Source organism: Bacillota bacterium, from assembly GCA_013178415.1.
GTDB lineage: Bacteria > Bacillota > SHA-98 > Ch115 > Ch115 > Ch115.
On the sequence record JABLXA010000008.1, the window covers coordinates 145,708 to 160,822 of the forward strand.

General features: G+C 48.2%; 12 protein-coding genes and 1 riboswitch. Of the genes, 4 read left to right on the forward strand and 8 right to left on the reverse strand.

The window, feature by feature from the left end; genetic code table 11:
- Nucleotides 1-22: 22 nt before the first annotated feature.
- Nucleotides 23-176, reverse strand: a riboswitch (FMN riboswitch).
- Nucleotides 177-343: 167 nt separating this feature from the next.
- Complete coding sequence (locus HPY52_08800; protein ID NPV80359.1) at nucleotides 344-754, reverse strand: hypothetical protein; 411 nt, start codon at nucleotides 752-754, stop codon at nucleotides 344-346.
- Nucleotides 755-1,094: 340 nt separating this feature from the next.
- Here HPY52_08800 and HPY52_08805 point away from each other — a divergent pair, with 340 nt between their 5' ends.
- Nucleotides 1,095-1,673 carry a hypothetical protein gene (locus tag HPY52_08805; GenBank protein NPV80360.1) on the forward strand — a complete coding sequence of 193 codons (579 nt, stop codon included), beginning with the start codon at nucleotides 1,095-1,097 and terminating at the stop codon, nucleotides 1,671-1,673.
- Between the two features lie 90 nt (nucleotides 1,674-1,763).
- Here the strand turns inward: HPY52_08805 and HPY52_08810 are convergent, their stop codons facing one another.
- Entirely contained in the window at nucleotides 1,764-2,441 is a 678-nt protein-coding gene (locus tag HPY52_08810) for a HEPN domain-containing protein (protein NPV80361.1), read from the reverse strand.
- Nucleotides 2,442-3,126: 685 nt separating this feature from the next.
- Here HPY52_08810 and HPY52_08815 point away from each other — a divergent pair.
- From HPY52_08815 to HPY52_08825, 3 genes are all read left to right on the forward strand, one after another.
- Nucleotides 3,127-4,191 carry a Gfo/Idh/MocA family oxidoreductase gene (locus HPY52_08815; protein NPV80362.1) on the forward strand — a complete coding sequence of 355 codons (1,065 nt, stop codon included), beginning with the start codon at nucleotides 3,127-3,129 and terminating at the stop codon, nucleotides 4,189-4,191.
- A gap of 248 nt (nucleotides 4,192-4,439) precedes the next feature.
- Nucleotides 4,440-5,555 carry a LacI family DNA-binding transcriptional regulator gene (locus HPY52_08820; protein ID NPV80363.1) on the forward strand — a complete coding sequence of 372 codons (1,116 nt, stop codon included), beginning with the start codon at nucleotides 4,440-4,442 and terminating at the stop codon, nucleotides 5,553-5,555.
- 155 nt (nucleotides 5,556-5,710) lie between these two features.
- On the forward strand, nucleotides 5,711-7,729 hold the full coding sequence (locus HPY52_08825) for a hypothetical protein (GenBank protein NPV80364.1): 2,019 nt from the start codon (nucleotides 5,711-5,713) through the stop codon (nucleotides 7,727-7,729).
- Nucleotides 7,730-7,932: 203 nt separating this feature from the next.
- Here the strand turns inward: HPY52_08825 and HPY52_08830 are convergent, their stop codons facing one another.
- From HPY52_08830 to HPY52_08855, 6 genes are all read right to left on the reverse strand, one after another.
- Nucleotides 7,933-8,664, reverse strand: coding sequence for an amidohydrolase (locus HPY52_08830; protein ID NPV80365.1), 732 nt, complete (start codon nucleotides 8,662-8,664; stop codon nucleotides 7,933-7,935).
- Nucleotides 8,665-8,680: 16 nt separating this feature from the next.
- Nucleotides 8,681-9,505 (reverse strand): carbohydrate ABC transporter permease, encoded by an 825-nt coding sequence (locus HPY52_08835; GenBank protein ID NPV80366.1) that lies wholly within the window; start codon nucleotides 9,503-9,505, stop codon nucleotides 8,681-8,683.
- A gap of 16 nt (nucleotides 9,506-9,521) precedes the next feature.
- Nucleotides 9,522-10,454, reverse strand: a complete 933-nt coding sequence (locus HPY52_08840) for a sugar ABC transporter permease (GenBank protein NPV80367.1) — start codon at nucleotides 10,452-10,454, stop codon at nucleotides 9,522-9,524.
- A gap of 19 nt (nucleotides 10,455-10,473) precedes the next feature.
- The gene (locus HPY52_08845) at nucleotides 10,474-11,733 is read right to left on the reverse strand and encodes an ABC transporter substrate-binding protein (protein NPV80368.1); all 1,260 of its coding nucleotides are present in this window, start codon (nucleotides 11,731-11,733) and stop codon (nucleotides 10,474-10,476) included.
- Nucleotides 11,734-11,898: 165 nt separating this feature from the next.
- Nucleotides 11,899-12,795 carry a sugar phosphate isomerase/epimerase gene (locus HPY52_08850; protein ID NPV80369.1) on the reverse strand — a complete coding sequence of 299 codons (897 nt, stop codon included), beginning with the start codon at nucleotides 12,793-12,795 and terminating at the stop codon, nucleotides 11,899-11,901.
- 125 nt (nucleotides 12,796-12,920) lie between these two features.
- Entirely contained in the window at nucleotides 12,921-15,086 is a 2,166-nt protein-coding gene (locus HPY52_08855; protein ID NPV80370.1) for a hypothetical protein, read from the reverse strand.
- Nucleotides 15,087-15,115 lie beyond the last annotated feature (29 nt).

Here is a 15,115-nt window from a genome sequence, read left to right on the forward strand (position 1 = left end):
ATCCAAAGGCAGATTCGCGCGATAAAACCTTCTTCCATCCGGACTTTACCGTCGGTCCCGGGTTCTCACCGGGTCAGCCGCATCGAACATGGGGTTCTGTGCGGGTCGCGGACTCAACCCTCAAACGAGAGGGTACCACCACCGGTCGGGAATTTCACCCTGCCCTGAAGGTTCGGCATTTCTATTTGATGTTCTCTTCGATTTGAATGATAGCACTATTTTGAAGGGTTGGCAATATGGTAAATTGCCGCATCGCCGTTTGCCATATATGTTGCCACATATGGACCTTTGTGGAGGCTCTGCTATTTCCATCCGGCAGATGGTCTCCCTTAGATTTGATTGTCTATGAGATTGAACCTCGCTCGCCATCTTTGTGTGAACTAGAGTTGGGAGGGAAACGAGGGGAATGGACAACTGTAATACTTTCCAGGGTTATATCTGTCTCTTCGGTCCCGCGCCCTTTACGAATGCGTACCTCCGCATGGGGGATGAACACAGACACCTCATGGGGAAGATCTGAGGTGAACCATCGTCTCATGAATATGGTCAATTCGTTTAGGGCCAGGCTGATTTCATCGAGGGTGGCCGGTGATTGCGACGCGCTTCCCTCAGGAGAAGCAGGGGGCCTCGGTAGCACAAGACCCTTTGATGAAGCGAGGCGCCTGTGCACATGAACAGGACCACTTTTTCTAAAGACCTGCAGGAATTGCCGCAGCCAGTCCAGAGGCCGGGCTGCCAGATCTTTCAGGTTCACCAGGCATCCCCTCATATTAGATGCAATACTTCTTTCCGGGGCAATGTCCTCTTATGTTCAAGGTATGCTTTCTCAAGGCAAATTGCACCCGTGGCGTGTCTATTCATGATGCATATGTGGGCTAGCGGGAGTTTCCTAGTTACGTCTAAAGAAGGCCGGAAACCCTTGATACATCTGGATTTTCTCATGTTACCTAACGAAGTGCGACCATCGACTGAGTGATGACATCAGTATGTCACGAGAAAATGCCCCGAAATATGTGTAACTTGACATGTAAAAGAAGGAATTCTGTCATGCTATGTCGGACTATCCTGTACCTAATAATCCAGGAGGCGTCGGCATGGCAACAATCGTCAAGAAGAACATAAAGGGACACATCTACTACTACGTGGTGCAAACAGGATGGGTGGATGGAAAGTCACGAGTGGTATGGCAGAAGTACCTGGGTAAGGCAGAGGACATCGTGGCTAAGCTGGAAGGCGCCGGGGCAGAGCCGCATATGGCACGAGTATTCTCGTCCGGGGCGGTGGCAGCATTGTATCAGGTGGCAACGGAGTTGGCAGGCGAGTGTCAGGATGTAACGCTCATCCTGGACAAAGGTAATAATTTCAAGAAGAACATACTCCGGCTTTCGGATGCTATGGGGTTCGTGGGATCTCTCGTGCCAAGCCACTATCCGGAGCTTTTAGCGGTGCCAAAGACTGAGTTTGTGCCCCTGGAAGGCTCCCAGTTTGGAGGCGTGCTGGCGTATCGGACCAAGAAAGAGGTATTCGGGGCGATGCGCACGGTGGTAGCAATGTATGCCTACTCAAACTCTCGGTCTGGAGGCGATGCACCGGCTAGCCAGTTAGTAACAGGAGTACAAGGTCGGAAACCCTTGTGGTACCTGGGTTCTCGTTTTTGTCTGTTCGCTAACTAGGAAAGTCCCGCTAGGTGGGGAATAGAGCGTCCCTACCTGTATTTTTATGTTGCGCTGGCATCGTTAGGGCAGTAAAGCGGACTGCCTGCCCTATGTGCTCCCATTATTGAGATTGGGTGGCCCGCCAGCTCGATACACCACATATCCCGTAGATAATATCTCCTTCAAAAATCCATCTCGTTCACTACTTTCATCTATCAGAACTGGCTCGATCCTGATATCTACGTTTCTTCTCAGTTGGAATAGCTTCATGTGAGCATCTAAGAGGTCTCCATCGAACTTATCAACTACTATGGCTACGTCGATATCGCTGTCAGGCCTTGCGGTACCCTTAGCATATGAACCGTATAGGATCACCATTTTGGCAGGAAAACGTCTGCTGAGTAGCCTTGAATACTTCTTCACGAGCTTTATAGCTTCTGCCTTATCCATTGCAAGAACCCCCCTTGTTTCACTAACTATGATCGCACAGCGTTCTAGGTTTAGATATTGAAGAAGCTTAGCCTTATAGGTAGGGTATCGGGCCTCAATATTCAGCGGTTCCAATGTATCCAAGAAGTCCTTTTGTTTTTCATTGAGCAGATCGTATAGTCCTGAACGCTTCGCGAGGTAAGATAGGTTATGTGTATATGGCGGATCATTGCGGTTGATGAATACATAATAACCTTTTAGAGCTTTTTCGACAGCTTGATGACACATGAAGCCTACGTATAGCAATCTACTCGTAGATAACATAGCTTCCGCGGTCTCCAAATCATAATCGGACATTTCGATCCAATAAGCTATTCGTTCTTGCGTAGCTATCAGGCCCCCGCCTCTATGCTTGTAGCTATCATGTCTTAATTCTAACCTGAAAGGTAGGGTTTCGCCAAGTACCTGTTGAGGTATTATGGATGGGTAAGCTCATATTTGATATGGGTCAAATATATAGGCTCCCGGCTAATTCTCTGGTATATTTGCAGCAGGAAACGGAGCATTTTCATCGAATTCTTCTTTATCTTATTTCAGTAATCTCGCATGAGGTTGTCAAAAGCCATATTTTCCATATGTATAGGTTGCTCAAAATGCGCCTAGAGTCTGAGCCATGGGATGATGGCGCATGGGCGCTTGGCAGCCACGGGGAGCAGGGCTTTTGGCGATGAGTTTAGTTGCTTATAGTTTTTTAGGCTTATAAAGACTGCATATATGATTATCGAACTTGTGAAAGAGGGAAGGAAGGCGGCACAGATGAGGCTGTTGATGTTTCCCACATTTTGTCAAATCAGCCCGGTTGAATCGCGTAAAACCGTCGTCGTGCTCGGCCAAACTGGCAGCTTCCAGGGAAGTTCAACAGTCTCTTAGATGACCAATTTAGATGACCAATTAGGTTTGCACCGCGCCTGGGATAGGCACAAAGATATAAAGCGCAAGGACCGATGAGGGGAGGGAACGGCGCATAAATTGCGCCAGTATCATGAAAGAGACTGTGGGTTTTGGGATCATAGGTTGCGGGGTGATATCAAAGTCACATGCTGCTGCCATTTCGAAAGCTTCCGGCGCTAGATTGGTGGCAGTGGCTGACATCGTGGAGGAAAGGGCCAAAGCCCTTGGGGAATTATATGGGGTGCCGTACTACACTGATTACAAGGATCTTCTATCTCGTGATGACGTAGACGTGGCTAATATATGTCTTCCGAGTGGACTCCATATGCAAGGATGTATCGATGCTGCAAGAGCGGGCAAGAACATCATCTGCGAGAAACCGCTGGAAATCACTCTCCCTAAGATTGACAGGATTATCGAAGAGGTGAAGAAGAACGGGGTAAAGCTGGGTGTCATATTCCAAAGGCGTTTCCAGAGGTCAAGTAAGCTCATTAAAGAAGCGATCGATTCGGGCAAGCTGGGCAAGCTCATTTCCGGGAGCGCGTATCTTAAGTATTACCGTACCCAGCAGTATTATGATTCTGGGGCATGGCGGGGCACCTGGGAGCTTGATGGCGGAGGCTGCTTGATGAACCAGGGAGTTCACGGGATAGACCTCCTTCAATGGTTTATGGGGCCTGTGAAGAGCGTATATGCAGTTACTGATATTGTAGCCCATGAGAGGATCGAGGTAGAAGACATCGCCGTAGCGATGGTCAAGTTCCAGAATGGTGCGGTAGGGGTGATAGAAGGGTCGACCTCATGTTATCCTGGCCTGCCGACAACACTGGAGGTATATGGAACAAAGGGCACGGTTACCCTGGCGGAAGAGGCCATTACGAGATGGGACTTTATCGATGCAACTCCTGAGGACAAGAGCTTGATGGAGAGGCTCAAGGCTGAGGGAGAGGCTGAAGTGAAGAATATAGATCGATCCGACCCTGCCGCAGTCGTGGGACATGGTCACCTCCCTCAGATCGAGGACATGGTCGCAGCGATCCGTGAAGGACGGGATCCGGCTATCGTCGGAGAGGAAGGGCGAAAGGCCGTCGAGGTCATCCTGGCTATCTATGAATCTGCCAGGACAGGGAAAGAAGTAGAATTGCCGCTTGCTTGAGATTCACTTGGCAAATGAATTCTTTCTCGTGCTAATGCCGCCGGGAAGGCGGGGAGGAGTATTCGACCCCCTGCGTCGTCCTTCACTGATTGATGGCGCCGGGGGTTCCCGTTCCCGGATTTTTGGGCGGTTCGTCCTCATAGACCCCGGGAATGGGCCAGTGCGGTTGAAGGAATTTCGGGGACGGCAGCGAATACCTTCAGTAGATGCAGGTTTAACGTTTGACCGATTTGCGAGGAGGAAAATTGTTGAGGCGTGCTGAGCATTCTCCTACCATATTGGATGTAGCCAGGGAAGCAGGTGTGTCTTATACCACGGTTTCCCTGGTACTCAATAAAACGCCTGGGAGGAAGATAAGCGAGGCGACTCGTAAGCAAGTCCTCAAGGCCGTGGAAAAGCTTAACTACCAGCCCAATATCGTGGCTCGAAGCATGAGGACTAAGAGGACTCATACAATCGGCGTACTTATTTCTGATATATTCACCCCGCTTTTTTCACAATCTATCGCTGGCATAGAAGAGGTCGCTAGTCAGCATGAGTATGATATCATAGTATGCAACGTAGGGGCCCAGGTAGATTTCGAGAGAGAACGTATTAGATTTTTGCTTCAAAAACAGGTTGACGGGGTTATCCTTGTCTCGCATTCAAGGCCGGTAGATAATTCTCATCTCGAGGCACTGCAATTGAAAGGCATGCCCCTGGTATTGGTGAATCGGGATCTGCAGGACCCAGATATCAGCAACATTCTCATTGATAATGTTCAAGGGGCGGCATCTGCAGTAGAACACCTTGTGAAACTAGGACACAGGAGGATCGCAGGTATAATGGCGCCGCTCACCGGGCCTTCTTTCTGCAGAGCTTCCATGAGGAGTTTTGAAGGCTATAAATATGGGCTCGAATCGGCCGGCATCCCTTATGATGGGAGACTTGTGGTCGAAGAGCCTGATCTCCCTGCCAGCGAGGTTGCAGGATACAAGATGGCGAAAAAGCTTTTTGGCAGTCTCCAGCCCTCAGATCGCCCCACGGCTATATATTGTGCCAATGATTTCCTAGCATTTGGGGCTATCCGGGCTCTCTACGAAGAGGGGATGCGAGTTCCGAATGATGTAGCGATAGTAGGTCACGACAATACTCGGGCAGGATTGTCGTTTATTCCAACCCTTACTTCTGTAGCGCAGCCGCTATTGGAAGCCGGGCGCATAGCTGCAACGATCCTGTTTGACAAGATCTCTGGCGAGAACTTAGAGCCCGTCCAGATGAAGCTTCCCTGTAAGCTGTTCATTCGGGAATCATGTGGAGCGCGCAAGGGGTCAGATGCCAAGCTGGAGATATGGGAACGGGATTCCGGGTTTTTGCTTACATGAGGATTCTCCTGAACTAGGGGTAATGTTCCACGACGATAGTTACAATGTCCGATCTGGTCAAAGGTTTTGCCGACATGATATTACACAATAGGCCTATTTGCTGATCAGATGCTACTTGAAGATCAATATGTTAGTCTATCATTGGAGGGATTCAGATGAGTTGTTGTAAACATTCACAGCAATGCCCCGCAGATTCGGTCGTCATCAACCTTCTATGCGGAAATGACGCCCGCGTCCAGGGCATGATGCCTGGCTGGGATGTTGAAATTGCGAGGCAGAAAAGCCTGTTCTTCGTCGCCCCTCAGGATTTTGCCGGGCATATCGAGAGGGTCGTCTCTGCCATGTATGGAAAGATATCGCCGGACCAGCATGAGGTTACAAGGCGGTATATCGCTTACCTCATCGGAATTGCGGATTCCCTGAACTCAATTCCAGATTTGAGCCACAACCTGAGGTCAAAGGTTCTCTTTGGGCCGAACATCCTTTGCGACAAGGACTTGTGCCATGCGCAGGAAATCATCCAGGGGGCACTTTCAAGGCTTGAGCACGATGCGCCTGAAGATATGAAGGCTGTCCTCCTGCAGATGAAACGAGATGACCTCGCCCCCAACAAGGGCGACAATCTCTTTGCAGGATGGGCACATGAATGGCAGGCCCGCACCGGGCGGGATCCATATGGGAACCCTCATGACTTCCTGGAATGCTTCAAAGAACTCTATTCGCCGCAAAGCTATTATGTATCACTTTATATGGCACGCGAGGAAGGTAAGACAGAGACCCAGTTCTTCAATGACTATGGCCTTCAGGCAGCAAGGTGCCGGAGGGTAGGCAGCCTGGGCGGCACCACCAACCCTGTCATCGCTGTCTCTGGTGAGGATGACATGGATGGGGTCAAGAACATCTGGGGAGCTGAGGCGGAGGAATTCATCAAGAGCTTCCCTAACCCGTGGAAGGATGTGCGGAGGGTAATCGCTGAGGAGCAGGTACGGCTCGGAATGCCTGATGACTGGGCGGCGACGAAATTCACGGAATGGGTTGTCGTAGATGCTATGCTGGGGTTAAGATCTGTATTCCTCCTTCGCGGGCTGGGACGGGTGGCGTTCCAGCTCAGGCCCGACTGGCATGACGATGAGAAGAAGCTCACCTACGCAGGTGGGGAGATCTACGCCATCTTGTGCAGCAGGGTCAAGGCGTTTGATGATATCCTGCTTGATGGGGCAGATAAGATATATCAGTCGCTATGCGCGCGGCGCATCGGGAAATCCAACAATCATTTCAAGATAGCCTGCACGGGGCGTGCCGCCATCAATGTGGTCAGGGCATTTAATGCAGGATTTCATCCTGATTTTCCGGATGCCCTCAAGGAGAGGATGTTCACAAATGTCACCTTGTCATATGAGGTGCCGCAGATGGTGGCGGCGAGCCTTGCAACAGAGGAAGGGATCTCGCTTTTCGAGTCCCGGACTGGCGAGAAGGCGGATGATGGCATTGGTGGGTCTGTAGTCACCAGCATGATAGGGAGATTCAACGATGCTATTAGGGCCTATCGCGTAAAGAGCCTCCTTGAGGCGCTTCCGCAGGATAATCCGCTGCGTCAGAAGATAAATCCTGGTGCTGTCAAGAGCCTCACTGATGCGGATATTTCAAGCCCTGAATTTGTGAATGCAGTAAAGCAGGCAGGGATATCCTTTGACCCAGAGGCTGAGGAGGATGCCATAGACCATGCAGGAACGCTCCTGACCAAGAGAACAGTTTTGCTGCTCAAATCAAAGTATGGCATGAAGAGGACCAGGATACTCACAGCCTCAAAGAGGAAATTCCACCAGAACACCGACCTCCTTGGGGTTCCATTCTCAACAGATTTCGGTAACATCCAGCGAAATTCCCTTGACTTGTGGAAAGAGGGGAGACTGGGCATAGAGAACTGGAACACCATCGAGGAAGGCATGAACCCGGATGGAACCCCAGCCAAGGGCAGCATATGGGAGAGGCGAGAGATGGTCTTGCGCAGGATATGGCCAGACTGGGCGAAGGCTTATGACCCTGACGGACTTAAGCCTGAAGAATATATCGACAGCATCTATGTGCCGCCAACCCTTAAACAATTCCTGGGATTCTGGGATGAGAATGTGGCGAGAGCCAAGAGGGCGAGGGAGGCGGTTGGCGGTAAGTAGTGGCTGCCGCCGAGTTAACCAAAATTGATATTTCCAGAGTCCTGAAATACCGTACCATATTAGACTTCACCCCCATATTCGTTCCATCGGGTATGGGGGTGAGACATATATGAGTCAGTTGGCCGGTCTCGTATCATATAGTTATCCCATGAACCTTGGGATCGAACCGGAATATGCGATGATAGGAAAGCCAGCCGCTATGCCTAAAGCCGAAGTAATTGCGACGCATTCCCACCCAGGATCATTTCCTTTTCCGAATCCGAAATCCTCAAGGTTTCTATCTTAAGTTTTTCAACAACTGGGTGTAATGCAGGGGCATCTGAACCAAAAAGGATTTTTGATGGGCCAAGCTCTTTAACTGCCTTTTCAATTTTACATTGGAAGAGCACGGTAGATGTCTCCAAGAATACATTATCCAGTTCCTTGGCCATCTCAATGCACCTGTCATTAAGTTCAAGATTCCACAGGCCGCCCATATGGCCCAGGATTATGGGCACATCTCGAAATTCTTTTGCAATCTCGTAGATGTGATTTAGATTTTCAAGGGCATGGAATAAAACCGGAACCCTATATTCTCTAATAACCTCCATATAGATCCTTGTGCATTCCGGTTCCGATGCGCCCCATGGGAGGGCGAGCTCGCCTATACCCTTTAGACCGAGATCCTTAAGAGCATAAGTAGCCTCGCGGGCCGCCTGCCCTGGAGATGCCACGTTTATCCTTCCGAAGCCTATCAGCCTCTCAGGGTATTTGTCTGCAGCCGCCCTGATCTCCTCATTTGCCTGATTATATGCATGATAATAAACTGGGAATACTACGGTCTTATCGATATGGGCCTCGTCCATTAGGGTTACAATCTGGTCGGCCGTGATTCCAAATTGCATGGGTATTCTCGTTACCCCCTTGCCCATATGAGCATGAACATCAATAATCATACTGACTATACCTCCTTTAGCCTTTCAATGCTCCCATAGTTATACCTTCTATGAACTGTCTTTGCGCAAAAAGATATATCAAAAAAATCGGGAGAGTGGTCAAAACCGAACCTGCAATCCTGATGCCCCAATCTACATAATACATGGAGCCGAGTAGCGCTAGAGCTAGTGGGAGGGTACGCATAGCGCTTTCAGATATGACGATGAGTGGCCATAGAAAATTGTTCCAGGATCCCATGAAGATAAACGAACCAAGCGTTGCGAGTCCCGGTCGTATTACGGGGAGCACAACCTGGGAATATATCATAAACTCGTTACACCCATCAATCTTCGCAGCATCTATCAACTCATTAGGGACAGTCTCCATGAACTGTTTTAGAAAGAAAATGCTATACCCCCCCGTCATGAACGGCAGGATCAGTGCCCAATATGTGTCCAATAGGTGCATAGACCGGATGATCAGGAATGCAGGGATGAGTGTCACCGTGCCGGGAATCATTTGGGTAGCCAAAACCCCCATAAAAAGGGGTTTTGATCCTGGGAAAGGTATTTTGGCAAAGGCATAGCTTGCTAATGAGGCGAAAAATAGGCATGAGATAACTATAGCGGCTGATACAATACAACTATTTAAGAAATAGCGAAGAAATGGAATCTGTCTGAAGACCTCGATATAATTTTTAATAGTAGCCGCCTTAGGAATAAGATGGGGCGGGTAGTCAAAAATGTTGCTCTCGTCCATCAATGATGCTGAAACCATCCAGATCATTGGAAGGATTGCGCCAACCACCCCGATGCTGAGCAATATATATGAAAAATATCGCAACATACTCCCGGTTTTCATCATGAAGCCCCCCTACCTAGTCAAGCCGCCTGAAAAGCTTAAACTGAGCCAAAGAGACTGCTAGAATAATTACAAATAGAAGATAGGAAATCGCTGAAGCATAACCCATCTTATAATACTTGAAAGCATTATTATAGAGATAGTTTACCAAGGTGAGAGTGCTGTCTGCTGGGCCTCCCTGGGTCATAACGTACACCTGTTCAAATACCTGAAACGAACCTATTAATGTCAACACCATGACCAGGAGGATTATGGGTCTTAGCATAGGGATCATAACCTTGGTCATGCACTGCCAGTCAGTAGCCCCATCTATTTGCGCGGCCTCAATGATATCCCGCGGCGTGTCTTGGAGGCCTGCAAGAAGGATGACCATATTATATCCGGCACCTTTCCAGATACTCATTATGATAATTGCAGGCATGGCCCAGAGAGTATGCTCTAACCATGGCACCGGGGGAATATGAAGAATGCCAAGCATATAATTTAATATGCCAAAATGCGTATTGTAGATCAATTGCCACAGAATAGCTGCAACTACTGTAGACAGAACCACCGGCAAGAAATAAATGCTGCGGAGCCAGATTTTCATCGACCTATTGGGGATTCCATGTACTAGCAGAGCTAATATCAATGAAACTGGAACTCCGACAAATACTACACCTACCGTGTACTCTAAGGTATTCCATGTACTTTTGGCCACTAGAGGATCCATAAAAGCATTCTTGTAATTTGCAAATCCGACCCACTTTGGGGTTTCCAGTATGCTCCAGTTGGTTAAGCTCAGATAAAGTGATGCAATAACTGGAGCAACTACAAAGATTAGTAGGAGAATAAGGGACGGTAGTACAAACAAATAACCAACATAGTACCGCCTCAGATCCCGGATCAAAGCCTGCAGCTGCGGGTGCCTTGTGGCACCCGCAGCTACCCCGCCGCTCATAAAGGTCATGAGAACTAATCCCCCTTTATTATCTGCCAAGAGTTCTCTTCATACTATTGGCAGCCTCATCTAAAGCAGCTTTTATAGGTCTTTTCTCATAGATAACCTGTTGCAGAGCACGGTTTACAATGGACTGCATTTCAGTTACCTGTGGAATATTTAGCAATACCCTGCCGGATTTGATCTGCTCAATAAACACGCCGAGAGCTGCTTGACCTCCAAAGTAAGGCCACTCTTTGAGGATCTCCGGATCTTTCCAGACGATACTGCTCGCCGGGAGCGCTCCGAGAAGGCGATTCATTTCGAGCACATTCTCCTTTTGGCTCGCGGCGAATTTCATATATTCATAGGCGACATCAGGATGCTTGCTCTGCCTAAATATGCCCATGCTTGTTCCACCAAGGAAGGTACCCTCATATTTATCTCGCGGGAGAACCGCAACCCTCCACTTCCCCGCCATCTCCGGGCATGTCTTGCTCAATGGGCCTAGATACCAAGGCCCACTAAAAAGAATGGCCGCCGTGTCCTTTTTAAGGAAGAGCTCTCTATTCATCCCCTGTGGTACCGTGATAGCAATCTTCTCTTTAGAGAGCAGTCCTTCGTAAAATTCAAGAGCCCTTTGCCCGTTTTCATTGTTGATTATGGGATTACCGTTGGAATCAAGATAGTTGCCTCCTGCCTGGACTAGGAAACCCTGGAACTCAAAGATACCTGGCTGCAATAAAACACCATAAGTTTTCCCCTTAGTCAGTTTCTTACCGTATGATACCAGGTCCTCCCATGTTACTGGTGGTTTACTAGGATCAAGACCTGCCTCCCTAAACATATCAGCTCGGTAGAACATAGCCCTAGTATCGATATCATAGGGGAGGCCATAATGCGCCCCTTTCCATTCTGTCATATTCCAGATTTCTGGCAAAAACAGGCCTTTCAACTCTTTAACATTATATTTGTTTAGATCTACCAGTGCTCCCTTATCCATAAAAACAGGAAGCCATGTTCCATCAAATATAGCAATGTCAGGAGGGTTGTTTGCCGCATAAGATGTGAGAAGCTTTTCTTGTGCCTGCTCCCATGGCAGTGGCTCTATCTCGATTTTGACATCCGGATGTGTTGCTTCAAATCGCTTTGCAATAGCTTTATGGCTATTAGCCATTCCAGTCTCTCCAATGATCCTTAATGTCACCTTTTCAGCAGCGATTGCCTGAGGACCAGATAGCGAAAAGATAAGCATAGCTGAAATAATAGCAACCGCGATACCCATATGCGTTGTGTTCTTCCTAAGCATAGAAATCATACCCCTTCCATTTAAAGTTTCTACCGATTCACGCCATCAAGGCACCTAGTATTAGTCTCCTAATAAGGCTCAAGCCTCATGGAAGCTGATTTTGATGCGCCGCTCATCACCCCCTATATGATTCCATTTAGTGAATACCGGCGGCGAGGTATCCGGTCACTTTGCCCCTAAGATCTTCTCAAGATACTCCCTCGATTTAATCATCTCGTACTCTATATCGGGTACATTGCCTATATCTATGCCAATATAGCCCTTATAGCCTACCTGCTGAAGGGTTAGGATTATATTATCCCAGTCTATTGCGCCTTTCCCGAGCCCAAGATGGAGGTTTTCCTTACCATCGTTGTCAGACGCGTGTACGTAAAAGATCTTATCTTTTAATTTTGCGATGGAGAGGGCTAAGATCTCCTTTTGCGCAAAGAGATGGGCAGTATCAAAGACAACGCCCAGATTGCTGGATCCAACATCCCGCAATAACATCAGCATTGCATCGGTATTACTTACACTTTCACCAACTCTAGGCTCCACACATAGTCTAAGCCCCTCTCTCTGGGCTATATCCGCGCACCATCCTACGGTATCTACGAGGACATGCCAGAAGTCTTCCCATTGAAACCCAATGGGAATAGCTGCATTGACTCTCATAGCAAATTCAATTTGGTTTTCATATGGGATGTCTCCATTAACTTGAACTGGCGGGAAGTATGAGTCAAGCTGGATAGTGTCACATCCAAGGTATGACGCCACATCTGCGGCTTTTTCGAAATTCAGCTTTGCTCTTTTACGTCGCTCTTTATCAAAGCTGACGATATCCGGAAATACCGGAACGAGGTTTACTATCCTAACCCCAAGATCACCCACAGTTTTCTTGATCTTATCTTTGTTTCCAATCACCTCGTCGAGATTCTTCTCCCCCACTGCCTCAACTTCTGCCGCAGTGAATCCCATTTTCGCTATTTCCTCAAATGCCCGAATTGTATCTTCTATCGAAGGTGGATAACCATATTTGGTAATTACATAAAGCCATGCACAACTGATTTTCACGAAACTCATCCTTTCACAAGGGCGCTTTTGTTAATAGGTGCGAAATACAGGGCATGCTACATCTGCGACTGTAGATATCTCATGTCAGTATAGCCCCATATTCCGGGCAAATCTAAGACCCGCATATTGTAATGTCACTTATCCTTTAGTTTCGGTCTAAGTATCACTACGTCCTTTGCTGGGATAATGACATTAACTACTGTCCCGTCCCCATCGGACAAAGCATGCACTTTCCGGCCCGTTATAAGATCCTCATATCCTGAGGCCTTACAATAATCCGTAACTTTGACACGAATAGAAGCTTCCTCTCCGGAAAAATTGAAACCAAATATAACTTTCTCCCCATCTGAATCAAGACAGCGGAAGTAGGTGTTCCCCGAAATCCCTCCAGATATCGTCATGATCGGGGGCGATACATTGAGGTCCCGGAGAATCTGCTTGAGAAGCTCAGGGAGGATTCCTTCTTTTGATGCGAAATAGCGGCTAAAGACTGAGGCACCTATAAGTACCGCCTTACCCTTGCCAAATGAGTTGGCTACTATTGCTGGATCGCCCTCAGCGAATCTGGCAATGACCTGAGCTGTAGGACTGGTTATCTCAAGTTCCTGCCTGTAAATCCCGCATGGTAAAGCGGAAGTTCCGTAGTCACTCTCATTGCTAGACTGATTTAACGCAGAGATCTGTATTTCCGCCTTTTCTCCGGGCCAAACGGCGATTTCTTTGCAACCAAAGACCTGTGAAAGGCCTGCGCCAGGAATTTCGTGATAACCATAATCAAGGTCATCTACTACGCCAATCCTGGCATCAGCAATTACAACCCCGCCATTCTCCACATAGTTCCGGATGGCATACCCTGTCTCTTGAGAGATTACAAACCCGAAGGGGATGATCAAGGCCTTGTACCTTTGAGCATATCCTTTGACAAGGTCTTCCTCATGGATAAAATCTACGGGTATCTCACTATGCCAGAGAGCCTGATATGCGCCGCGTACTGCTGTCTTAACCCCATTTTCATCCCCAATCAGACGTCGAATTAAGCGGCCTCGCAATTCAAAGGCTATCTCGCTAGATACGCTATACAATATGGCTACCTGGGCCGGAAGGGGCCTAAGGTCCGCAAAAAGAGCCGGATATCGTAAGAGCAGTGATGAGACCTCTCGGGCCGCCTCGGCCCTCTTTGATGGAGAACCATCAAAATTACATAACCCGCGGCCCGATAATTGCCATCCTCTTAGGAATGGATGCCACATCCAAAACATTATCCCTTTGGCGCCACAGGCGACACTGAGCCAACTCCACAATTTTGCCTCTTGAGGACTAACGGTGCCATGAATGAATAGGCCCGAATAAAAATGGCTCTGAAGCTCGCATATCATGAAAGGCTTACTGCCAGCTGCGGAACGGATTCCATCAAGGGTTTCCGTTATTGTCGAAACGGATTCTTCCTTCAGCAATCTTCCACCACTCTTGGGGTACAAAGAGACTCCGAGTATATCGACGCTTTGGGAAATTTTCCAATCATCAACCCCATCGCTCACCGATTTCATATTTATCATTGAACCAACCGGGTGAGCCATGACAGGATGCTTCTGGTCTATCCGTTTAACCGTATTAGTCCAGGCTCTTAGAATGGTTACGAGGTGATCTAGACAAAAGAGTCTCCAGTCTATTTCACTCATCATGGAAGCCCAACAATATTGCTGAGGTTGAACCTGTTCCCAGGAATCAAAGGTCCTTTCCCACACCATGTTGAGACGGTCGAGCGTCCCATATTTCGTTTTCAGCCATTCTCTAAATTCGGCCAATGTATACTCATCTTCCGAGGTGAAGTGCGGCTCGTCCCAGACATTCCAAGCGTAAAGTGCAGGGTGATCTTTATACCTGGCTGTAAACTGCTCCAGGAACCGTGTAACCCGGGCCTGAACCTGAGGATGAGAGAAATTTAGGTTGTGTTCCCATCTATTTGCCTGTCCTCCTTCCACAATCCATGGATCACGAAGAGATGAGATGAACCAGTCGGGTGCATATTCATACCAGGCCATTTCGCCGATTATTAAAGGTATGACTTTCATGCCATGGCGATAAGCCTCATCCATCACAAGATCGGTTAGGTCAAATGAAGGTTCATGCAAGATCGAACCTCTCTCGTCCCACCACATGACAGGAGGCCAGAGTTCGATTGTATTGAGGCCGTATTCGGCCATAAGCCTAACATCCTTCTGGATGTCAGCTTTCTTGGCGCGTCTATCAATGCAATAGACTGCCCCATATGGGAAAAATGTGTTTTGCGTCTTGCTCATCTTCTTCTACGATTCTCCTCCCGGTATCG

Excerpts from the sequence above, each read along its gene's own strand:
- HPY52_08805 (NPV80360.1), top strand. The coding sequence starts at position 1,095 with ATGGCAACAATCGTCAAGAAGAACATAAAGGGACACATCTACTACTAC.
- HPY52_08810 (NPV80361.1), bottom strand. The coding sequence starts at position 2,441 with ATGTCCGATTATGATTTGGAGACCGCGGAAGCTATGTTATCTACGAGT.
- HPY52_08815 (NPV80362.1), top strand. The coding sequence starts at position 3,127 with ATGAAAGAGACTGTGGGTTTTGGGATCATAGGTTGCGGGGTGATATCA.
- HPY52_08825 (NPV80364.1), top strand. The coding sequence starts at position 5,711 with ATGAGTTGTTGTAAACATTCACAGCAATGCCCCGCAGATTCGGTCGTC.
- HPY52_08830 (NPV80365.1), bottom strand. The coding sequence starts at position 8,664 with ATGATTATTGATGTTCATGCTCATATGGGCAAGGGGGTAACGAGAATA.
- HPY52_08835 (NPV80366.1), bottom strand. The coding sequence starts at position 9,505 with ATGAAAACCGGGAGTATGTTGCGATATTTTTCATATATATTGCTCAGC.
- HPY52_08840 (NPV80367.1), bottom strand. The coding sequence starts at position 10,454 with ATGACCTTTATGAGCGGCGGGGTAGCTGCGGGTGCCACAAGGCACCCG.
- HPY52_08845 (NPV80368.1), bottom strand. The coding sequence starts at position 11,733 with ATGCTTAGGAAGAACACAACGCATATGGGTATCGCGGTTGCTATTATT.
- HPY52_08850 (NPV80369.1), bottom strand. The coding sequence starts at position 12,795 with ATGAGTTTCGTGAAAATCAGTTGTGCATGGCTTTATGTAATTACCAAA.
- HPY52_08855 (NPV80370.1), bottom strand. The coding sequence starts at position 15,086 with ATGAGCAAGACGCAAAACACATTTTTCCCATATGGGGCAGTCTATTGC.